Annotated in this window: 16 protein-coding genes and 2 pseudogenes; 14 read left to right on the forward strand and 4 right to left on the reverse strand. The window is 54.4% G+C overall.

Annotation, left to right across the window (positions count from 1 at the left end; translation table 11 throughout):
• Positions 1-104: 104 nt before the first annotated feature.
• On the reverse strand, positions 105-980 hold the full coding sequence (locus MIH18_RS20430; RefSeq protein WP_249005487.1) for an AraC family transcriptional regulator: 876 nt from the start codon (positions 978-980) through the stop codon (positions 105-107).
• Positions 981-1,166: 186 nt separating this feature from the next.
• On the opposite strand from MIH18_RS20430, the gene MIH18_RS20435 reads away from it, so the two are divergent.
• The 5 genes from MIH18_RS20435 (at position 1,167) to mmsB (ending at position 6,892) form a co-directional block, all read left to right on the forward strand.
• Positions 1,167-2,660, forward strand: a complete 1,494-nt coding sequence (locus MIH18_RS20435; protein WP_249005486.1) for a CoA-acylating methylmalonate-semialdehyde dehydrogenase — start codon at positions 1,167-1,169, stop codon at positions 2,658-2,660.
• 71 nt (positions 2,661-2,731) lie between these two features.
• A complete protein-coding gene (locus MIH18_RS20440; RefSeq protein ID WP_249013339.1) occupies positions 2,732-3,898 on the forward strand; it encodes an acyl-CoA dehydrogenase family protein in 1,167 nt (388 codons plus the stop codon).
• 51 nt (positions 3,899-3,949) lie between these two features.
• Positions 3,950-4,750, forward strand: coding sequence for an enoyl-CoA hydratase (locus MIH18_RS20445; RefSeq protein ID WP_249013340.1), 801 nt, complete (start codon positions 3,950-3,952; stop codon positions 4,748-4,750).
• Positions 4,751-4,783: 33 nt separating this feature from the next.
• A complete protein-coding gene (locus MIH18_RS20450) occupies positions 4,784-5,854 on the forward strand; it encodes an enoyl-CoA hydratase/isomerase family protein (RefSeq protein WP_249013341.1) in 1,071 nt (356 codons plus the stop codon).
• Positions 5,855-6,004: 150 nt separating this feature from the next.
• Positions 6,005-6,892, forward strand: coding sequence for a 3-hydroxyisobutyrate dehydrogenase (gene mmsB, locus MIH18_RS20455; protein WP_249013342.1), 888 nt, complete (start codon positions 6,005-6,007; stop codon positions 6,890-6,892).
• Positions 6,893-6,999: 107 nt separating this feature from the next.
• Here mmsB and MIH18_RS20460 read toward each other — a convergent pair whose 3' ends face one another.
• A complete protein-coding gene (locus tag MIH18_RS20460; RefSeq protein ID WP_249005481.1) occupies positions 7,000-8,817 on the reverse strand; it encodes an NAD(P)-binding domain-containing protein in 1,818 nt (605 codons plus the stop codon).
• Positions 8,818-9,206: 389 nt separating this feature from the next.
• Between MIH18_RS20460 and MIH18_RS20465 the strand changes: the two genes are divergently transcribed.
• The 9 genes from MIH18_RS20465 to MIH18_RS20505 all read left to right on the forward strand — a co-directional run bounded on the left by MIH18_RS20465 (position 9,207) and on the right by MIH18_RS20505 (position 19,834).
• The gene (locus MIH18_RS20465; RefSeq protein WP_249013343.1) at positions 9,207-11,156 is read left to right on the forward strand and encodes a sigma-54-dependent Fis family transcriptional regulator; all 1,950 of its coding nucleotides are present in this window, start codon (positions 9,207-9,209) and stop codon (positions 11,154-11,156) included.
• A 262-nt stretch (positions 11,157-11,418) separates the two neighbouring features.
• Positions 11,419-13,068: an AMP-binding protein gene (locus tag MIH18_RS20470; RefSeq protein ID WP_249005479.1), complete on the forward strand. Its 1,650-nt coding sequence runs from the start codon at positions 11,419-11,421 to the stop codon at positions 13,066-13,068.
• Positions 13,065-13,481, forward strand: a complete 417-nt coding sequence (locus MIH18_RS20475; RefSeq protein WP_249005478.1) for a PaaI family thioesterase — start codon at positions 13,065-13,067, stop codon at positions 13,479-13,481. Before MIH18_RS20470 ends, MIH18_RS20475 begins: the two co-directional genes overlap by 4 nt.
• A 144-nt stretch (positions 13,482-13,625) precedes the next feature.
• Positions 13,626-14,411, forward strand: a complete 786-nt coding sequence (locus MIH18_RS20480; protein WP_249005477.1) for an ABC transporter ATP-binding protein — start codon at positions 13,626-13,628, stop codon at positions 14,409-14,411.
• Positions 14,408-15,145, forward strand: a complete 738-nt coding sequence (locus MIH18_RS20485; protein WP_249005476.1) for an ABC transporter ATP-binding protein — start codon at positions 14,408-14,410, stop codon at positions 15,143-15,145. Before MIH18_RS20480 ends, MIH18_RS20485 begins: the two co-directional genes overlap by 4 nt.
• A gap of 104 nt (positions 15,146-15,249) precedes the next feature.
• Positions 15,250-16,464 carry an ABC transporter substrate-binding protein gene (locus tag MIH18_RS20490; RefSeq protein WP_249005475.1) on the forward strand — a complete coding sequence of 405 codons (1,215 nt, stop codon included), beginning with the start codon at positions 15,250-15,252 and terminating at the stop codon, positions 16,462-16,464.
• Positions 16,465-16,626: 162 nt separating this feature from the next.
• Positions 16,627-17,841, forward strand: coding sequence for an ABC transporter substrate-binding protein (locus tag MIH18_RS20495; protein WP_249013344.1), 1,215 nt, complete (start codon positions 16,627-16,629; stop codon positions 17,839-17,841).
• A 107-nt stretch (positions 17,842-17,948) separates the two neighbouring features.
• Positions 17,949-18,836, forward strand: coding sequence for a branched-chain amino acid ABC transporter permease (locus MIH18_RS20500; protein WP_249005473.1), 888 nt, complete (start codon positions 17,949-17,951; stop codon positions 18,834-18,836).
• Between the two features lie 2 nt (positions 18,837-18,838).
• On the forward strand, positions 18,839-19,834 hold the full coding sequence (locus tag MIH18_RS20505) for a branched-chain amino acid ABC transporter permease (protein WP_249005472.1): 996 nt from the start codon (positions 18,839-18,841) through the stop codon (positions 19,832-19,834).
• A gap of 50 nt (positions 19,835-19,884) precedes the next feature.
• Here the strand turns inward: MIH18_RS20505 and MIH18_RS20510 are convergent.
• Positions 19,885-20,055 (reverse strand): annotated as a pseudogene (locus tag MIH18_RS20510) (putrescine ABC transporter permease PotI); the annotation flags it as partial.
• A pseudogene (locus MIH18_RS20515) lies at positions 20,049-20,129 on the reverse strand (hypothetical protein); the annotation flags it as partial. The pseudogenes MIH18_RS20515 and MIH18_RS20510, both read right to left, overlap by 7 nt.
• Between the last annotated feature and the right edge of the window lie 101 nt (positions 20,130-20,230).

Raw genomic sequence — 20,230 nt, forward strand, 5'->3', positions numbered from 1 at the left:
CTCGCGGAGCCTACGGAATCAATCAAAATAGAGCGTTGCCCCAGATCAATTTCGTAACAGCCGCTTGCTAATATTGTGCAGACGTATCTTACGCTTCCATTTAGTTAGTGCCGTGCGGTGTGTCTATAATCCCGCGGTGACTTTCCCATGATCTTCTTGAACAGTCGTGAAAAGTAGTAGGCATCATCGTAGCCCAACTGGCGGCTTATTGCCGCGAACGGAAGCGTTGTACTATCCAGCAACTGGCAAGAGCGCTCCACTTTTAAGCGCAAAAAGTGCTGGATGGGCGAAATGCCCGTGCGCTCGCGATAGCGGGTAGCAAAATGCGCCGGCGACAAACCAGCCAATTCCGCCAGTTGCTCCAGTGTCAGCCTTTGTTCCAGATTTTCCCGCATATAACTATTCAACACTTCCAGATCCGGACCGGCGTCTTGTTCACTGTGTTCTGCAATCATCGGTATTGCCGCCAGCATTTGCCGCAGGCGATTGGCTACGTGAATCAGTCCGCTGGTGCGAAAGCCGGTTTGCCGCACCGACAGTAAGCCGTTGAAGTCGACCAATAACCTTGGCTGGCGGCCGATGTATAGCACGGGTGTTTGCCCGTCGAACCCCATGTGGCCATTAAACGCCTCGGCCAAAGGGCCAGTGTAATGCACCCAGTGAATTGTCCAGGGGTTGGCTGGGTCGGCGGTATAACGATGACTGACACCGGTCGGCAGTAACAACAAGTCGCCTGCATTCACGGTAAAAGCCTGGCCATTCACATTCAAAAATCCCTGACCGTCGCTGCAATAAATCAGCAAATGATCTGCAGGCTGCTCCCGGTGCATGTGGTGCCCACTTGCCCGCCGGTAATGCCCGAAAGCGATGGGGTAAAGCTCGCGGGTAAGCGGGTGCGAGCTTAGAAGTTGAACACTGGGTTCGGGTAGCAAGTAGCGTACGCTGTCGGGCGGCGCCGGCCATTGCGACATTAGGGCCATGTGGAATCCCCGCTTTTCGTGATCGAAAGATAGTCCATCATTGGCGAAACTTAGTCAATCACACGGCTCCAATTACCGTGCTAGTCTGAATGACACGCTTGAGCTAATCCGCACGATAATCCGGCATCGCTCAACATTTGCACAACAACAAAACTCTCGATCTACACAACACGCAGGATCCGCCCTATGAAAAATGTCCCTCTGTACCTTGCAGGTGAATTTGTTCAAAGCCAGACCGATAACTGGATTGACGTGACCAATCCCGCTACCAATGAAGTCATCGCCAGGGCCCCTAGTACAACGCCTGCAGAGATGCGCAAGGCCATCGATTTTGCGGTTGAAACCTTCAAAACCTGGAAAGAAGTGCCAGTGTCAGAGCGGGCAAGGGTGATGCTGCGCTATCAGGCGTTGCTGAAAGAACACCACGATGAAATTGCCGAAATCCTGGCCCAGGAAACCGGAAAAACATTTGATGATGCAAAGGGCGATGTGTGGCGCGGTATCGAAGTGGTTGAGCACGCAGCTAACGTCGCGTCGATGATGATGGGCGAAACCGTTGAAAACGTGGCCCGCGAAGTCGACACCCACTCCTGGATTCAGCCGTTGGGTGTGTGCACCGGTATTACTCCGTTCAACTTCCCCGCAATGATTCCCTTGTGGATGTTCCCCATGGCTATTGCCTGCGGTAACACCTTTATTCTGAAGCCGTCGGAACAGGACCCTCTGACACCGACACGTCTTGCGGAATTATTCGCACAGGCTGGCGCGCCTAAAGGCGTGCTGCAGGTTGTTCACGGTGGTAAAGAGCAGGTAGATACCCTGCTGACCGATCCTGCCGTTAAAGCCATTTCCTTTGTCGGTTCTGTGCCGGTTGGGCGCTACATCTATGAAACCGGCACCCGCAATATGAAGCGTGTGCAGTCTTTCGCAGGCGCTAAAAACCACATGGTTATCATGCCGGATGCCGACAGGCAGCAGGTGCTCAACGCTCTTGTAGGCGCCTCTGTGGGCGCCGCAGGGCAGCGCTGCATGGCCATCTCGGTTGCGGTATTCGTGGGCGAAGCCAAGCAGTGGATTCCGCAATTAAAAGAAGCTATGGCAAAAGTGCGCCCCGGCGCCTGGAACGATTCCGGCGCCAGCTACGGCCCGGTTATCAGCCCGAAAGCCAAAGAGCGTGTTGAGGCGCTGATCGCAACGGGTGAAGCCCAGGGTGCCCAGCTGCTGTTGGACGGCCGTAATTGCACCGTGGACGGTTTGCCGAATGGCAACTGGGTAGGCCCTACACTGTTCGCCGGTGTGACCAGCGAAATGGACATTTACAACGAAGAGATCTTCGGTCCGGTGCTGTGCTGCTCTGAAGTTGATTCTCTGGGCGAAGCTATCGAATTCATTAATCGCAGCCCTTACGGCAATGGTACGTCTATATTCACCGGCTCTGGTGGTGCAGCCCGTCGCTTCCAGCACGAAATTGAAGTCGGCCAGGTGGGTGTGAATATCCCCATTCCGGTGCCCCTGCCGTTCTTCTCGTTCACCGGCTGGAAAGGTTCTTTCTACGGTGATCAGCATGCTTACGGCAAGCAGGCCGTGCGTTTCTACACCGAAACCAAAACCGTCACCTCGCGCTGGTTCAGCTCGGAAGCCACCAGCACCGACGCCAACTTCTCTATTCAGTTGCGTTGATTCGCAGTGTCCCGTCTGCCTGATACACAAGTTTGCTAATCAGGCAGGCGGCATACGAACAGGAGTCAGCTATGAACTTTGACTTGACTGAAGACCAGCAGGCGTTTCGTGAGGCAGCGCGGGCATTCGCGCAAAAATCCATGGCGCCTTTCGCTGCGCATTGGGACGAGGAGAGTATTTTCCCGAGAGACGTATTGCGTCAGGCGGGAGAAATGGGTTTTTGCGGGCTTTATACACCTGAAGCCTGTGGTGGTATGGGGCTTTCGCGCCAAGATACCGCAGTGATTGTAGAGGAGCTGGCCGCGGCTTGTCCCTCTACCGCAGCATTCATTACCATTCACAACATGGCGACCTGGATGCTGGCCAGTTTTGGCACAGACGAGGTCAAGCAAAATGTGGTGCCTACCTTGGCCAGCGGTGAAAAACTGGCGTCTTATTGCCTGACAGAGCCCGGCGCAGGGTCCGATGCAGCAAGCCTGCGCACCAAAGCAGAACGGAATGGCGATGATTACGTCATCAACGGCAGCAAGATTTTTATTTCCGGTGCCGGGGCAACTGATGTGTTGATTCTGATGGCTCGTACCGGCGGCCTGGACAGCGGTGCCAAAGGCATTTCTGCGTTTTTGATTCCGGCGGACGCCGACGGCGTGTCCTATGGTAAAAATGAACAAAAAATGGGCTGGCACAGCCAACCGACCCGCTCAGTCACACTTGAAAATGTGCGGGTGCCGGTGGCCAACCGCCTTGGCGCCGAAGGCGAGGGTTTTGCCATTGCCATGAAGGGCCTTGACGGTGGCCGCTTGAACATCGCCACCTGTTCCCTGGGCGGTGCCCAGGCGGCGTTGCTACGTGCCCGTGACTACATGCACGCCCGCGCCCAGTTTGGCAAACCGCTGGCGGCGTTTCAGGCTCTGCAATTTAAACTGGCGGATATGGCCACCAATCTGGTTGCAGCGCGGCAAATGGTGCGCCTGGGCGCGTTCAAATTAGACAACGGCGATCCTGAAGCGACACTGCACTGTGCCATGGCCAAACGCTTTGCCACCGACGTGTGTTTCGACGTGGTCAACGATGCCCTGCAATTGCACGGTGGCTACGGCTATATTCGTGAATACCCTCTTGAGCGATACCTACGGGACTTGCGGGTGCACCAGATTCTGGAAGGCACCAACGAAGTCATGCGCCTGATTGTGGCTCGCCGCATTCTGGAGCAGGGCGTCGCGGAAGCGATTCAATAGCAGAAGCGATTCAATAGCGAAAGCCATTCAACAACACATTGCGGAGATCTTATGAGCGACACACTCGATTTTAAGAGCGACAAGCTGCAACTGGAAAAGCGCGGCCACATTGCCGTGCTGACCATCAGCAACCCACCGGCGAACACCTGGACCCGCGACTCGTTAAGCAAATTACAACACACGATCGCTGAATTGAACGCTGACAAAGACATTTTTGCGTTGGTGGTTACTGGCCAAGGCGAGAAATTCTTTTCTGCCGGAGCGGATCTGAATGCCTTTGCCGACGGCGACATTGCCCGCGCCACAGAAATGTCCCGGGCTTTTGGCGCAGCGTTTGACGCGCTAACCCACTTCCGCGGCGTGTCCATTGCGGCCATTAACGGTTACGCCATGGGTGGCGGCCTGGAATGCGCGTTGGCCTGTGATATCCGTATCGCTGAAGAGCACGCGCAAATGGCTCTGCCAGAAGCAGCCGTCGGTCTGCTGCCCTGCGCTGGCGGCACTCAAAACCTGCCATGGCTGGTGGGCGAAGGTTGGGCCAAGCGCATGATTCTGTGTGGTGAGCGCCTGAAAGCCGACAAAGCTCTGAGCATTGGTCTGGTCGAAGAAGTGGTTCCCATTGGCCAAGGCTTGGCGAAAGCTTTGGAACTGGCAGAAGGCGCTTGCAAGCAAAGCCCGTCGTCCATTTCTCGCTGTAAGAATCTGATCATGAACGTGCGCGGCGGTCATAACCATGAGGACGGCTGGCGCTTGGAGCGGGAACTGTTCATCGAGCTGTTTTCCACCGAAGATCAGAAAGAAGGCGTCACTGCGTTTTTAGGCAAGCGCAAGCCGCAGTGGAAAAACCGCTAACGCCAATCCGACACACGGGACCAAGGATTCACCATGAGTGATCAACCGATTGTTTTTGAACAGTGGCAAACGTCAGGCGACGCCACCATCGGAGTCGTGCGCCTGAACGCGCCGCGCTCGCTGAACTCTCTGTCACTGGAAATGATTCGCCTGCTGACGCCACAGCTGAAAGCCTGGGCTGAAGATGACCGGGTACGCGCTGTGTGGATGGAAGCCGAAGGCGACAAGGCGTTTTGTTCCGGCGGCGACATTGTTGCGCTGTATCGCAGTATGACAGAGGCCGGAAGCGCTGATATTGGCAAGGCGTTTTTTACCGAAGAATACGAACTGGACTATCTGATTCACAGCTACCCTAAACCGATTGTGTGCTGGGGCCACGGCATTGTAATGGGCGGCGGCATGGGCATCATGCAGGGTGCTTCCCATCGGGTCGTGACCGAAAGCTCAAAACTGGCGATGCCTGAAACTACCATCGGGCTCTACCCGGATGTGGGCGGCGGCTGGTTTCTCAATCGCTGCCCCGGCCGCACCGGTCTGTTTTTAGGCCTGACGGGCGCCCGTATGAACGGCGCGGATGCGCTGTTCACCGGTATGGCTGATCGTTTTATAAAGCACGAGTTAAAGGCTCAGGTGGTTGCCGAACTGACTGGCGCCGACTGGCACAAACGCCATGGTCAGGGGATCGTAGGTTCGGTATTGCGTCAGTTTGAGCAACGCAGCGCCGATGCGCAGCCAGCTTCACCCGTTCGCGATCACTTTGATGAGATCAACCGCGCCACCGACGCCGACACTCTGGAGCAGACCATTGCCCAGTTGAAGGAATTGGCGTCTGGCGATGGCTGGCTGGCCAAAGCCGTGAAGCCGCTCGCGGCAGCGTCGCCGGTGGCTTTTGCGTTGGTGTGGGAACACATGCACCGCTGCCGCCTGGATGGATTGAAGCAGGTATTTGACAAAGAATTGCTGCTGTCGACCAACTGCCTTAGCAAAGGTGAGTTTGCCGAGGGTGTGCGGGCTCTGCTGATCGACAAAGACCAGCAACCAAGATGGCGTTACGCCACCCTGGGGGACATTGATAGGGAATGGATTAACGGTTTTTTTGTTTGAGCCTGTTAGAGTCGCCATGAGCAGAGCACTCAACAGCATTTAGTAGCACTTAATAGCACTTAATAGCACTTAATAGCACTTAATAGCACTTAATAGCACTTAATAGCACTTAAAAAAAGAAGCCGCACTAAAACAAAAGAGGGAAATACGATGGCAATTATTTCATTTATTGGCCTTGGTAATATGGGCGGCCCTATGGCCAGTAATCTGCTGAAAGCCGGCCACCAGGTCACCGTGTTTGATTTGTCGGCAGACGCCGTCAGCGCGCTGAAAGCCGAAGGTGCAAGCAGCGCCAATACCGCCCACGAAGCCGTTAAAGGCGCCGAGTGTGTGATAACCATGCTGCCTGCCGGGCAGCATGTAGAAGCGGTTTATCTGGGCGATGAAGGCTTACTGTCCGCGCTTCCTGAAGGCACTCTGGTGATAGATTCTTCGACCATTGCCCCGGAAACAGCCAAAAAAGTAGCGGCGCAAGCCTCAGAACACAAACTCCGCTTTCTGGATGCACCGGTGTCCGGTGGTGTCGGTGGTGCAAAGGCCGGCACGCTCACCTTTATCTGCGGTGGCTCTGAAGCCGATTACGCAGCGGCCCAGCCCATTTTGCAGGACATGGGTAAGAATATTTTTCGCGCTGGTGAACACGGTTCGGGGCAGGTGGCCAAAATCTGCAACAACATGTTGCTGGCCATTCTGATGGCGGGCACCAGCGAAGCACTGGCTCTGGGTGTTAAGAACGGGCTGGACCCAGCGGTACTGTCGGAAATTATGAAGCAAAGTTCTGGCGGTAACTGGGCGTTGAACGTATACAACCCCTGGCCGGGAGTGATGGAAGCGGCGCCGGCATCACGCAACTACGAAGGCGGTTTTTTGGTGAAGCTGATGACCAAAGACTTGGGCCTGGCATTCGACAACGCGGTGAAAAACCAGGCGTCGATTCCCATGGGCTCACTGGCTCGGAACCTGTTCTCGCTGCACGCCGGGCAGGGCAACGCGGATCTGGATTTTTCCAGTATTCAGCGGCTTTACAATCCAGAGTAAAACCAGCAGAGTTTAACTGGTAGAGAGTATCCGATAAAGATTAACCGGTACAGAGCAACTGGAAGGAAATAACAAGGGCTGACCGTTACGGCAGCCCTTGTGGTTAATCAAGACAAATGATGCACCGATTCTTGTCCATACACCGGCGTATCAATGCCTTCCTTACGCGCTTTTAGCTGCAGCGCCAGATACAGCGAATAGTGCCGGGACTGGTGCAGGTTGCCGCCGTGGAACCACAGGGCCTCCTGTTGCGTAGGTTTCCACATGTTCCTCAGTTCGCCTTCCCACGGGCCTGGGTCTTTGGTGGTGTCTGATCCCATACCCCAACATTTACCCACCTTGTCAGCAACTTCTTCAGAAATAATGCGTGCCGCCCAGCCGTTCATAGAGCCAAAACCGGTGGCGTAAACAATCAGATCAGCAGGCAGCTCTGTGCCGTCTGTCAGGGTCACAGAGTGTGGGTTGATGTGTTCGATACTGACGCCGCTTTTCAGTTTTATCTCGCCGTCTGCGACCAACTCTGACGCACCCACATCAATGTAGTAACCCGATCCCCGGCGAAGATACTTCATAAACAGACCGGAACCGTCGTCACCGAAGTCCAGCATAAATCCGGCTTTTTTCAGCCGTCCGTAGAAATCGGCGTCCTTTTCGGCCACCTGTTGATAAACCGGAATATGGAAATCAGGCATGATTCGGAAAGGTACAGACGCAAAGGTAAGGTCAGCCTTTTCCGTTGTCATGCCATCGGCAACCGCCTGTTCCGAATAGAGCCCGCCAAGAACATCATCCATCAAGGTGTCCGACTTGATGATGTGAGTCGATGAGCGCTGAATCATAGTCACGTCGGCGTTGTTTTCCCAAAGCGCCGCACAGATGTCGTGAGCAGAGTTATTGGCGCCAAGAATCACGCACTTTTTACCTTTGAAGGCGTCGCCGCCGGGATGCCGGCTGGAGTGATGTTGCTCGCCTTCAAACGTGTCCATACCTGGAATGTCGGGAATATTCGGGATGCCGGACATGCCGGTGGCCAGTACCAGTTGTTGCGGGCGCAGGGTCACCTTTTCGCCGTCACGAACCACGTTTACTACCCACTCTTTACTGGCCTCATCATAGCGGGCTGCGGTGCATTCGGTAGAACTCCAATAGTTGAGTTCCATGATTTTTGTGTACATTTCCAGCCAATCACCAATTTTGTCTTTTGGTGCAAAAACGGGCCAGTGATCGGGGAAAGGTAAATAAGGCAGGTGGTCGTACCATACCGGGTCGTGCAGACACAGGGACTTATAACGGTTGCGCCAGGAGTCGCCGGCTTTGGCGCTGCGTTCTATCACAAGGGTGGGCACGTCCAGTTGCTTCAACCGGGCGGCCAGGGCAATACCACCCTGGCCGCCGCCGATAATGACGCAGTAAGGCTGGCGGCTATAACCTAATTCCTGCTGCTCGTCTTGCAGGGTTTCGAGCCAGGATTTACGGGATTTGCTGGCGCCGTGCTCTGCGCCCTTGGCGCGGCGGAATTTGCGCTTCTCCGGAAATTCCTTCAGCTCCTGCATGGTTGTCAGCAGTGTCCATGCATGGCCGTTGCGCAAGCGCAGATGGCCCTTGCCGATGGCATTAACGGTTTCGAAGGTGACCCAGGCGTCGATCACGCCGTCCTGTTCGGTGGCCTCTTCGGAAATCTGCCAGTTTGTGGGCCGGGTTCGCTGAGCCGTGGCGCTGAGCATATCGCGAATGGCTTCACGCCCTTCCATCGTTTTGATATTCCAGGTCATGGTGACCAGGTCGCGCCAGAAACCACTGTCTTCGAATAGATCGGCGGCTTGCGCGGGGTTATCCGAGTTCAGGGTCTCCTCAAAATTTTCAAGCCATTGTCTGGCTTGTTGGGTCGCTGTCATTTTGGCTTCCGTCATCTTGGTCTCCGTCATCGTCGCTTTCCGGTGTTGGATTGTTTTTGTTACCGGGGTGCCTGGCACTTAATTGCAGGTGGCACCCACTGCAGGAATTGATCCTTTCATGACAATTATCAGGTTGCAGCAGGCATGCCAGTTCTTTCAGAAAAACCTTCGAAATATAAGACATTGAAAATAATGACGTAAATATTTCTAAACTGTGTGGCGCAAGATGTTAGAACCGGCGTTAGAGGGTTTCGGCGTTACACCTGACACACCGCAGAGTTCAATAGCGTTACAGGTGTAACGCAGCCGGTACTAACGAAACATGTCGTTATGGAGTTGTGCGGTCTATGCTCTTTATTGGTTGCCTTTATATCCGTTGTGAACAACAACAAAATGAGTACAGCATCGCGAGGCCTGTTATGACCCATCAGCTGGCGCAGAGTCGTCATATTCATTCAATCTTGAACTTTGCGGCGAAAGACTCTTGCCCTGCGTTAACACCAAGCGCCGAGTTGATCGGGCGATCCTGGAAGCGCTGCATTGAAGACTACGGTATGGACCCGAGCCGGCCGCGCAGCGCCCGCATTGTTACGCAGCAGACCTTGCGCGAGCACCAGGACTCGGTGGACGAATTCCTGAACGTAGCCCGGGCAGGGGTAGACCAGCTTTACGGGATTATTGCGGGCCTGGGTTACGTGGTGCTGTTGACCGACCACCGGGGAATTACCGTTCAATATCTTGGCGACCGACGCTACGACCGGCGTTTGCGCAAAGCCGGGCTTTATCTAGGTGCCGATTGGAACGAGCAGTATGCCGGCACTTGCGCTGTGGGCACCTGCATTCAGGAACAGCAAGCGTTGACCTGCCACCGAGTTGATCATTTCGATGCAACGCACATCAGCCTTACTTGCACGTCGGCGCCGATTCGTGACCCTTCTGGCAATTTGCTTGCGGTGCTCGACATATCGGCCCTGGACTCGCCAAATGCCCGTGAAAGCCAGACGTTCGCGCTGCATTTAACCCAGCTTTATGCACGCTTGATCGAAGACGCTTATTTTTTACGTCGCTACCGTAACCAGACCGTTCTACGCTGCGGCGTTTCCCGTGAATTTGTCCAGGTCAATGGCCAGTATCTACTTGCGATTGACGAAGGTGGTCGCATCGAAGCCGCTAATACGGCGGGACGCTCGCTCATGCCCGAAAATGCAGCCGGCCTTATGGATGGGGTTTCCGAGGTAACCGAATTGTTTGAATGCGATCTTCGAGATATCTGGAGCATTCCTTACGATCATGATGATCAGGTCAAGGCCTTCAGGCATCACGCCAATAAAGACACCTTGTTTGCCACACTGATCAAACCAAAAGCCAAACCGGCCGATTACTCCGGTAGCGTAAAGGCCAGTAACGACGAACGCGTGCCGGAATTGGATCAGCTGGCCGCAGACGACCCGGTCATGCGGCGTACCCTTTCGTTGGCCAAGCGCCTGCGAAATCGCGATGTGGGGCTACTGATTCTTGGTGAAACGGGTACTGGCAAAGAAGTTCTGGCCAAGGCCATACATCAGTCAGGCAGCCGCGCGAGCGGCGCGTTCATCGCTGTTAACTGTGCGGCAATTCCAGAATCCCTGATTGAAAGTGAGCTGTTCGGCTACGTGGCCGGCGCGTTTACCGGCGCGCGTGCCAAAGGCATGCGCGGCCTGATTCAACAGGCAGAAGGTGGAACGCTGTTTTTGGACGAAATCGGCGACATGCCCCTGCATTTGCAGACCCGGTTGTTGCGGGTGCTTGCAGAAGGTGAAGTTCTACCGGTTGGCGCAGAGGTACCGATTCGGGTGAACTGCCGTTTCATGGCGGCAACGCATCAGAATCTTGAGCAGCTGATTCAGACGGGGGCTTTCCGCTCAGACCTATACTATCGCTTGAACGGCGCGACTCTGAAATTGCCCTCGCTGTGTCAGAGAGCCGATCGCCAGCATGTTATTAACAGTGTATTGCGAAAGCTGATAAAGCAGGGTCAAGTCCAGGACGTCCACATTCGAGCCGACGCCATGAGCGCCATGCTGGCGTACCACTGGCCAGGAAATATTCGTGAATTGGTCAACGCTTTGGCTTTTGCGGAAGCCACCTGTGATAACCACGAAATCACCGCCGAAGATCTGCCAGAAGTCTGTTTGAAGCAAAAGAGTGTGTCTGTGCCCACAGAGCCGAGCGAAAGCCCTGACAGGCGGCGTTGTCTGCTGCTGGCACTTGAAACCTATCGGTGGAACATTACCGAAGTCGCCAGGCGCTTTGATGTGTCCCGGCCCACTATATATCGGTGGCTGCGGCACCATGGTATTGAGCAACCGCGGTTTTTAGGCAAGCGGTAGGGTTTTGATTGCTATGGGCGAGCCATTATTTAACCGTAATGCGCCAATTCAGCGGCGCAGGTAAACTGCCTGGAAGTCCGAGCCGTCGCGGCAGAAAATTATCGCCGATTTGGTGAGCCCTTTTTACAAAGTTATTGCGCGCTAACAAGTAGATACCGGTTGATATGAGTTGTCTTGGCCTAAAGTTTACCTTTACGTAAACTGGCACCTATGATAAATCTGATGCACGTAGAACCACGGACAAAAATAACAGGAGCAAAAAATGAGCCTTCCGGAATACGTCGATGCGTACAAACATTTTGACCTTGCTGCTCTGGAGGCAGAGGTATTGGACGGGCGCCTGGACAGCGGGCTGAATGTTTGCCATGAAATTTGCGATAAATGGGCAGCCAATGCCGAAAAAGTTGTGCTGTATTACGAGACGGAAGCCGGCGGTGACGGCGTTCTTACCTTTGCCGAGCTGAAACAGGCGTCCGCCCGTTTCGCCAATTACCTGAAGTTGCAGGGGGTGGGCAAGGGCGACCGTGTTGCGGGTTTGTTACCGCGCACACCGGAGCTGCTCATCGTTATGGCGGGCGCTTGGCGCATTGGCGCTGTTTATCAACCGCTATTTACTGCGTTCGGATCTGGCGCCATCGAATACCGCCTGGAACGGGCGAGCACCAAATTGATTGTTACCAACCCGGCAAACCGTTCAAAACTGGACGATGTTAAAAACTGCCCGCCGGTACTGTGTGTCGATTCGGCGGAAGCTGGCCATGGTGATGCTGATTTTTACCAGGCGCTGGGCGAGCAGTCCGATCACTGTGAGCCGGTGCTGATCAAGGGTACTGATCCTTTCCTGCAAATGTTCACCTCGGGCACCGTGGGCAAGCCCAAAGGGGTGTCTGTTCCAGCCCGAGCACTGTTGTCATTCTACGTTTACATGCGCGATGCGGTGGGTCTTCGTGACAGCGATACATTTTGGAACGTAGCCGATCCGGGTTGGGCCTACGGCTTGTATTACGCGGTCATCGGGCCGTTGCTGATGGGTCACGCTACCCACTTCAACCCCAACGCGTTCACCCCTGAAAGCACCTACGACATGATCCGCAAATACAAGATCACAAATCTTGCGGCGGCGCCTACGGCCTATAGATTGTTAAAAGCGAATGATCACGTGCTGCCTGAAGGTGAAAATCTTGGGCTTCGGGTAGCGAGTAGCGCCGGTGAACCATTGAACCCGGAAGTGGTGAACTGGATTCGGCGTCGTCACTTTTGTGAGGTGAAAGATCACTACGGCCAGACTGAAACGGGCATGACCTGCTGCAACTTCCACGGCCTGGCGCATCCGGTCAAAGAGGGTGCCATGGGTTTTTCATCGCTGGGGCATCGTGTCGTAGCGCTGAATGAAAAGCACGAAGAGGTGGGTGCCGGTGAAGCCGGGCAGGTCGCCATTGATGTCGCTGCGTCACCCTTATTTCATTTCGATGGCTATACTTGGGGCGAAAAAGACCCGTTCGCGCAGGGTTACTACCTGACCGGCGATATGGCCATTAACAACGGCGACGGCAGTTTTTCGTTCAGTGGCCGTGACGATGACATTATTACCACCGCGGGTTACCGAGTAGGGCCAGCGGATGTAGAGAGTTCTTTATTAGAGCATCCGGCGGTTGCGGAGTCTGGTGTGGTGGCCAAGCCCGATGAAAAGCGTGGTGCCATCATCAAAGCCTACGTGGTGATCAAAAGCGACCATATTCCGGCCGATGACCAGGTTTTGAGAGAAGAGTTGCAAAATCACGTGCGCCGGCGCCTGTCCACGCACGCCTTCCCCCGCGAGATCGAGTTTGTTGACGAGCTGCCCAAAACGCCGAGCGGCAAAATTCAACGCTTTATTCTGCGCGATCGTGCCAGAGAAGACGTCAGCGAATGAAGGTGACAATAGAGCAGTTGCAGGCTTTTCTGGACGAGCAATTTCCGCAAGGTGCTGCGTTCGGCACCCTGTGCGAGCTGGGCGATGGCAGTGCTGAAATGATGCTCGACATAGACGAAACCCATTTGCGCCCAGGCGGCACCGTGTCTGGGCCGGTGATGATGGGGCTGGCGGATGTCACGCTCTACGCGGCGCTGCTGTCCAGAATCGGCTTGGTGCCGCTGGCGGTTACCACCAATCTGAATATCAATTTTTTACGCAAACCGGCTGCACACCAACCTATTTGGGCCCGTGCCACCATGCTTAAGGTGGGTAAAGCCATGGCGGTAGGGGAGGTGTTTATATATTCCCTGGGTGTCGATGAGCCGGTCGCACATTCTACGATGACTTACTCCATACCGCCGCAACGCTAATAGAGGGGCTTCAGCGTTGTGTCCACAGCTGGTCAGCAAAAAAAACACGAAAAAATCACAAAATTCAGGATTGACGTTTACGTATACGTCAATCCATTCTATGATTAGTTCTGATGTACAACAATAACAAAGGCAGATTGGCCCATGAGCGAAGAGTACGTGCTGGAAACGCGCAACCTCGTTAAGGAATTCAAAGGCTTTGTGGCCGTTGACGACGTTAACCTGAACATCCGCAAAGGCCATATTCACGCGCTGATAGGGCCTAATGGAGCGGGTAAAACCACGGTTTTTAACCTGCTTACAAAATTTCTGACGCCTACTCGCGGCAAAATTTTATTCAATGGTCGTGATATCACCACGATGAAATCTGCCGCTATTGCCCGCGAAGGCGTGGTGCGGTCGTTCCAAATTTCGGCGGTGTTCCCACACATGACTGCCTTGGAGAACATCCGGGTGGCGTTGCAAAGCTTTGAAGGCAACTCATTCAGTTTCTGGAAATCCGGCAACTGCCTGAACAAGCTGAACCATCGCGCAATGGAGTTGTTGGATTCAGTAGGGCTGGCAGAGTTCGCCCACACCACCACCGTCGAGCTGGCCTACGGCCGCAAGCGCGCGTTGGAACTGGCCACCACTCTAGCGATGGAACCGCAGTTGATGTTGCTGGACGAGCCCACCCAGGGAATGGGTGCGGAAGATGTTGATCAGGTGGTCGAACTGGTGCGCAAAGCGGCCGTGGGCCGGACCGTGCTGATGGTGGAACACAACCTGAGTGTTGTCAGCAAACTCTGTGACCGCATCACTGTGCTGGCCCAGGGTGCGGTGCTTACCGAAGGCGACTACAAAGCTGTGTCAGCAGACCCGCGGGTGCGGGAAGTTTATATGGGCAGCGCCAGCGATCCTCAGGCGTCGGAACAAGAGGCAAACGCATGAGCCAGGCTGTCAAAAACCAAGCTGGAAAAAAAGACTACGAACAGCTCCGTATTTCCGGCCTGCACGCGTTTTACGGCGAATCCCACATCCTTCACGGCATTGATATGGTCGTGAATCGGGGTGAGTTGGTTACGCTGCTAGGGCGCAATGGCGCCGGACGTAGCACCACGCTCAAAGCCATCATGAACATGGTGGGCCGGCGCACCGGTTCGATCATGATCAACGGCGAAGAGACCATGAACTGTGCGCCGCACCACATAGCGCGCTTGGGCGTGGGGTTCTGTCCCGAACACCGAGGAATTTTCGCGTCGCTGAACGTTGAAGAAAATCTGACGCTGCCGCCTGTCGTGCGCAGCGGCGGTATGAGTCTGGAAGAAATTTACACCATGTTCCCTAACCTGTATCAGCGTCGCGCCAGCCCTGGTACCAAACTGTCAGGCGGTGAGCAGCAGATGCTGGCTCTGGCACGCATTCTTCGTACCGGTGCCAACATGTTGCTGCTTGACGAGATTACTGAGGGCCTGGCCCCGGTGATTGTGGAGAAGCTGGCTGAGGTTCTGATGAATCTCAAAAATAAAGGCCTGACTATTATTCTGGTAGAACAGAACTTCCACTTTGCTGCGCCTCTGGCGGATCGGCATTACGTGGTCGAGCATGGCCAGATTGTGGCGGAAGTAAGTGCCGCAGAACTGGACTCCAAGCGCTCTCTGCTGAACGGCTATCTGGGGGTGTAATTACAAAAACTTGCAGAACGGGGCTCAATAAAAACAAGTGTAAGTGCAGTAATCGACGTCGAAAACTAATAAAAATCACGCATGAACGTAGTGGAGAAATAACAATGACAATGATAAAAAAGCTGCTAACGACCGCCATAGCGACCACTCTGATGGCTGGCGCTGCCCAGGCAGAAATCTCCAATGATATGGTTAAAATCGGCTATTTGGCCGATATGTCAGGCGGCTATCGTGACATGGGGGGGCCAAATGGCCTGATAGCCCTGGAAATGGCTGTGGCCGACTTTGGTGGCCAGGTGAACGGGAAAAACATTGAAATCGTCAGCGCAGACGACCGCAACAGCCCGGATGTTGCCTCCAGCACCGCGCGTCGTTGGGTTGAAAATGACAACGTCGACATGATTGCCGGCCTGGTGGCATCGTCGGTCAGCATCGCGGTCAGCGACATTCTGGAAGAGAGCGGCAAGTTTGGTATTGTGTCCGGATCTGCAGCCTCCAGCATTACCAACGAGTATTGCACGCCCAACCATATCCACTATATTTATGACACCTACTCACAGGCTAAAGGCACAGCCAGCGCCATCGTTAACGAAGGCGGCAAAACCTGGTTCATCCTCACCGTCGATTATGCCTATGGCCACGCTATGGAGGCCGACGTAACAAAGGTCGTGGAAGCCAACGGTGGTGAAGTTATTGGTACTATTCGTTTCCCGTTAGCGACTCCGGATTTCTCGTCATTTATTCTGCAAGCCCAAGGTTCTGGAGCTGATGTTGTGGCTTTGGCCAGCGCTGGCGCCGATACCACCAACGCCATTACTACCGCCGGCGAATTTGGTGTTACCCAGTCCGGTCAGACCCTGGCGGCTCTTATCTTGTACCTCTCGGACGCTCATGCCCTAGGTGTGGAAGCGGCCCAAGGTATTCAGCTGACCACTGGCTGGTACTGGGATATGAACGACGACACCCGTGCCTGGTCCGATCGCTTTATGGAAAAAACCGGAGTGCGCCCAACCATGATTCATGCCGGCATCTACTCCAGCACCGTTCAATATCTGAATGCGGTAAAAGCCACGGGTTCAGACGAAGCTCAAGCTGTGCGCAAGCAGATGATAGCAACGCCCATCAACGATATGTTCGCCACCAACGGCCGCATTCGTGAAGACGGCCGCATGGTTCATGACATGTACCTGGCGCAAGTAAAAACCCCGGCCGAGTCCAAAAATGAATGGGATCTGTATAAGATCATCCGCACCATTCCAGGAGACGAAGCATTCCGCCCGCTGTCTGAAAGCCAGTGCCCGCTGATAACCAGCAAGTAAGCGGTTGAATCACGGGGCTCCCAGTCTTTTGGCGTCTGACGCCTGTTAGGCAGAAAGCGGAGCCGGTTGAGTAGCGTACTCCATAGGAGGCGTAACGAGGTAACAGCCGGCTCCGAGCCATAAGAAGACAACAAAAACAAAGACATTAATGGAGATACAACAATGACAATTATGAAAAAGCTCCTGACGTCGGCCATTGCCTCAACCATGCTGGTCGGTGGTGCCCAAGCAGCCATATCGGACAATATGGTTAAAATCGGCTACCTGGCAGATATGTCGGGTACCTACCGGGACTTCGCTGGCCCCAACGGTGAAGTCGCCCTCAAAATGGCAATCGAAGACTTCGGTGGCACGGTCAATGGCGCCAAGATTGAAGTCATAAGTTCCGATGACCGCAACAGCCCCGATGTGGCTTCCAGCACCGCGCGTCGTTGGGTTGAAAATGATAACGTTGATTTGATTGCCGGCCTGGTGGCATCGTCAGTTGTTATTGCGGTCATCGACATTCTGGAAGAAAGTGGCAAGTTGGGCATTGTGTCCGGGTCTGCGTCCTCCAGTATTACCAACGAGCATTGCACGCCTAACCACATTCACTATGTGTACGACACCTACCCACTGGCTAACGGTACAGCCAGCGCCATCGTGAAAGAAGGCGGTAAAAAATGGTTCATTCTTGCTGCCGATTACGCCTTTGGCCAATCTCTTGAAGCCGACGTAACAAAGGTAGTGGAAGCCAACGGTGGTGAGATCATTGGTTCTATTCGTCACCCGTTCCCGACGCCAGATTTCTCGTCATTTATTCTGCAAGCCCAAGGCTCTGGAGCTGATGTTGTGGCTCTGGCCAACGCCGGTGCAGACACCACAAACGCCATTACTACCGCCAGTGAATTTGGTCTTACCCAGTCCGGTCAGACCCTGGCGGCTCTTGTGTTGTTCCTCACCGACGTTCATGCCCTGGGCGTGGAAGCGGCTCAAGGTATTCAGCTAACCACTGGCTGGTACTGGGACATGAATGCCGACGCCCGTGCCTGGTCCGATCGCTTTATGGAAAAAACCGGAGTGCGCCCAACCATGATTCATGCCGGCATCTACTCCAGCACCATTCAATATCTGAACGCGGTAAAAGCTACGGGTTCAGACGAAGCTCAAACAGTGCGTAAGCAGATGATGGCCACACCCATCAATGACATGTTTGCCACCAACGGCCGCATTCGTGAAGACGGCCGCATGGTTCACGATATGTACCTGGCGCAAGTAAAAACCCCGGCCGAGTCTAAAAATGAATGGGATCTGTATAAGATCATCCGCACCATTCCAGGAGACGAAGCATTCCGCCCACTGTCTGAAAGCAAGTGCCCGCTGATAACCAGCAAGTAAGCGGTTGAACCACGGGGCTCCCGGCATTCGCGGCGGGGAGCCCTCGGAATCAAGCAGAACAGGCACCAACCTCCGGTGCCCCCTGCATTGCTTTTGGAGTTAGCTACATGTCCATGATTCTGGGAATCCCCGTCGCTGTGCTCTTCGGCCAGTTACTGCTTGGGCTGATTAACGGAGCCTTTTACGCGTTGTTGAGCCTGGGCCTCGCTGTGATTTTTGGTCTTCTGAAAATTATCAACTTTGCCCACGGCGCTCTGTACATGCTCGGCGCCATGGCGACAGTCATTTTGTTCGATACCCTGGGTATTAGCTATTGGGCGGCGCTGTTTGTCGCGCCAATTCTGGTGGGCTGCGTGGGTGTTGCTATCGAGTATTTCCTGCTGCGTAAAATCGCAGGTCAGGATCATATTTACAGTCTCTTGTTAACCTTTGGCGTCGCGCTGATCATTCAGGGCGTGCTGACTAACATGTACGGCGTGTCTGGCTTGCGTTACTCCATGCCTGACGTGTTCAAGGGCGGTATGAATCTGGGCTTCATGTTTCTGCCTTATTATCGCGCCTGGGTTATCGTGATTGCGCTATTGGTGTGCTTTGGCACCTGGTTCATGATTGAAAAAACCAAGCTTGGTGCTTATCTGCGGGCCGGCACCGAAGATTCGCAATTAATGCAGGGCTTCGGCATTAACGTGCCTTTGCTGGTTAGCCTCACTTATGGCTTCGGCGTTATGTTGGCGGCTTTTGCCGGCGCGCTGGCGGCACCGATTTACTCAGTCACACCGGTGATGGGCTCGCATATTCTCATTGTGGTGTTTGCGGTGGTGGTGATTGGCGGTATGGGCTCGATTTCCGGTGCGATCATTACCGGCGTTCTGATGGGCGTGATTGAGGGGTTGACCAAAACCTTCTACCCACCGGCCTCGTCGGCAGTGATTTTTCTGGTGATGGTGGTTGTGCTCTTTGTGCGTCCATCCGGCTTGTTTGGAAAGGAGGCGTAACCATGAGCAATTCCGTAAATCCGGCTGATATTCACAAAACCATGCTCGATCAGCAAAAATCAGAACATCGCAGGCGCCTGATACTGAATCTGGTGTTGCTGGTTCTGCTTGTGGCGGCACCGATGGTGATGTACCCGGTGTTTCTGATGAAAATCCTGTGCTTTGCCCTGTTTGCGGTTGCTTTTAACCTGCTGCTGGGCTTCACCGGTTTGCTGTCGTTTGGCCATGCAGCCTTCTTGGCCAGCGGTGCCTACACCACCGGTTATCTGTTAACCACTTTTTCGGGTTTGAGTACCGAGCTTGGCATTATCGCCGGCACACTGGTAGCAACCTTGCTCGGTTTCGGCTTCGCATTGGTGGCTATTCGTCGCCAGGGTATCTACTTTGCGATGATCACCTTGGCGCTGTCGCAGCTGGTCTTCTTCTTCTTTGTGCAATCGAGTTTCACCGGCGGTGAAGATGGCTTGCACGGCATACCCCGTGGTCAGTTTCTGGGGCTGATCGATTTGAACGATAATCTCAACATGTACTATTTTGTGCTGGCGGTGTTTTTAGCCGGCTATCTTCTGGTGCAGCGGATTGTGGGCAGCCCTTATGGCCAGGTGCTCAAAGCCATCAAGCAGAATGAGCCACGGGCGATTTCCCTGGGCTATAACGTCAACCGTTACAAGATCATCGCTTTTGTGATTTCAGCAGGCCTGGCCGGTTTAGCCGGATCCATGAAAACCGTGGTATTCCAGCTGGCGTCCCTTAACGACGCCCATTGGCATATGTCGGGCGAGGTTATTCTGATGACGTTGCTGGGCGGTACCGGAACCCTGCTGGGCCCGGTGGTGGGCGCGGCTTTTGTGGTTAACCTCGAATACCAGCTGTCGCAAGGCCCGCTGGCTGACTGGGTAGATGCGATTCTTGGCGCTATCTTTGTACTGACCGTAATGATGTTCCAGAGCGGGATTGTTGGCCAGGTACAGAAGTTCATGAAGAAAAATATCGGTTAAGCACGATATAAGGTAGGGGACAGACTTCAAGTCTGTCCCCGGTTCTGGCATTAAGAAAGGCGGTCGCTGCGCCGCCTTTTTTCGTTAAGGCGCATAATGTACCAGGCTATAAACGCCACCAGAGATACCACCAGAATGATCAGCGTGGCCAGCGCGTTAATCTTTGGCGACACACCCATGCGCACCGACGAGAACACCACCATGGGTAGGGTGGTGGCACCGCCAAATCGTAGCCGGAGCGGCCCGACAAGAGGGCGGCTTCCAGCACTTCGTTGCTGTCATAAACGTCACCAACACGAGGACGCACAGAGCGCTACAAAAATTTTAGTTGCGGGCTTTAGGTTTTTACGGATCGGTGTGTTTCTCGCCCTGGCGACTGAGGGTGATCGCAGGTTC

This window comes from Marinobacter sp. M3C (assembly GCF_023311895.1).
Classification (GTDB): Bacteria; Pseudomonadota; Gammaproteobacteria; order Pseudomonadales; family Oleiphilaceae; genus Marinobacter.

What these genes read in the sequence shown, in the direction of transcription:
- MIH18_RS20430 (WP_249005487.1), bottom strand. Translation starts at nt 980, where the DNA reads ATGGCCCTAATGTCGCAATGGCCGGCGCCGCCCGACAGCGTACGCTAC.
- MIH18_RS20435 (WP_249005486.1), top strand. Translation starts at nt 1,167, where the DNA reads ATGAAAAATGTCCCTCTGTACCTTGCAGGTGAATTTGTTCAAAGCCAG.
- MIH18_RS20440 (WP_249013339.1), top strand. Translation starts at nt 2,732, where the DNA reads ATGAACTTTGACTTGACTGAAGACCAGCAGGCGTTTCGTGAGGCAGCG.
- MIH18_RS20445 (WP_249013340.1), top strand. Translation starts at nt 3,950, where the DNA reads ATGAGCGACACACTCGATTTTAAGAGCGACAAGCTGCAACTGGAAAAG.
- MIH18_RS20450 (WP_249013341.1), top strand. Translation starts at nt 4,784, where the DNA reads ATGAGTGATCAACCGATTGTTTTTGAACAGTGGCAAACGTCAGGCGAC.
- mmsB (WP_249013342.1), top strand. Translation starts at nt 6,005, where the DNA reads ATGGCAATTATTTCATTTATTGGCCTTGGTAATATGGGCGGCCCTATG.
- MIH18_RS20460 (WP_249005481.1), bottom strand. Translation starts at nt 8,817, where the DNA reads ATGACGGAGACCAAGATGACGGAAGCCAAAATGACAGCGACCCAACAA.
- MIH18_RS20465 (WP_249013343.1), top strand. Translation starts at nt 9,207, where the DNA reads ATGACCCATCAGCTGGCGCAGAGTCGTCATATTCATTCAATCTTGAAC.
- MIH18_RS20470 (WP_249005479.1), top strand. Translation starts at nt 11,419, where the DNA reads ATGAGCCTTCCGGAATACGTCGATGCGTACAAACATTTTGACCTTGCT.
- MIH18_RS20475 (WP_249005478.1), top strand. Translation starts at nt 13,065, where the DNA reads ATGAAGGTGACAATAGAGCAGTTGCAGGCTTTTCTGGACGAGCAATTT.
- MIH18_RS20480 (WP_249005477.1), top strand. Translation starts at nt 13,626, where the DNA reads ATGAGCGAAGAGTACGTGCTGGAAACGCGCAACCTCGTTAAGGAATTC.
- MIH18_RS20485 (WP_249005476.1), top strand. Translation starts at nt 14,408, where the DNA reads ATGAGCCAGGCTGTCAAAAACCAAGCTGGAAAAAAAGACTACGAACAG.
- MIH18_RS20490 (WP_249005475.1), top strand. Translation starts at nt 15,250, where the DNA reads ATGACAATGATAAAAAAGCTGCTAACGACCGCCATAGCGACCACTCTG.
- MIH18_RS20495 (WP_249013344.1), top strand. Translation starts at nt 16,627, where the DNA reads ATGACAATTATGAAAAAGCTCCTGACGTCGGCCATTGCCTCAACCATG.
- MIH18_RS20500 (WP_249005473.1), top strand. Translation starts at nt 17,949, where the DNA reads ATGTCCATGATTCTGGGAATCCCCGTCGCTGTGCTCTTCGGCCAGTTA.
- MIH18_RS20505 (WP_249005472.1), top strand. Translation starts at nt 18,839, where the DNA reads ATGAGCAATTCCGTAAATCCGGCTGATATTCACAAAACCATGCTCGAT.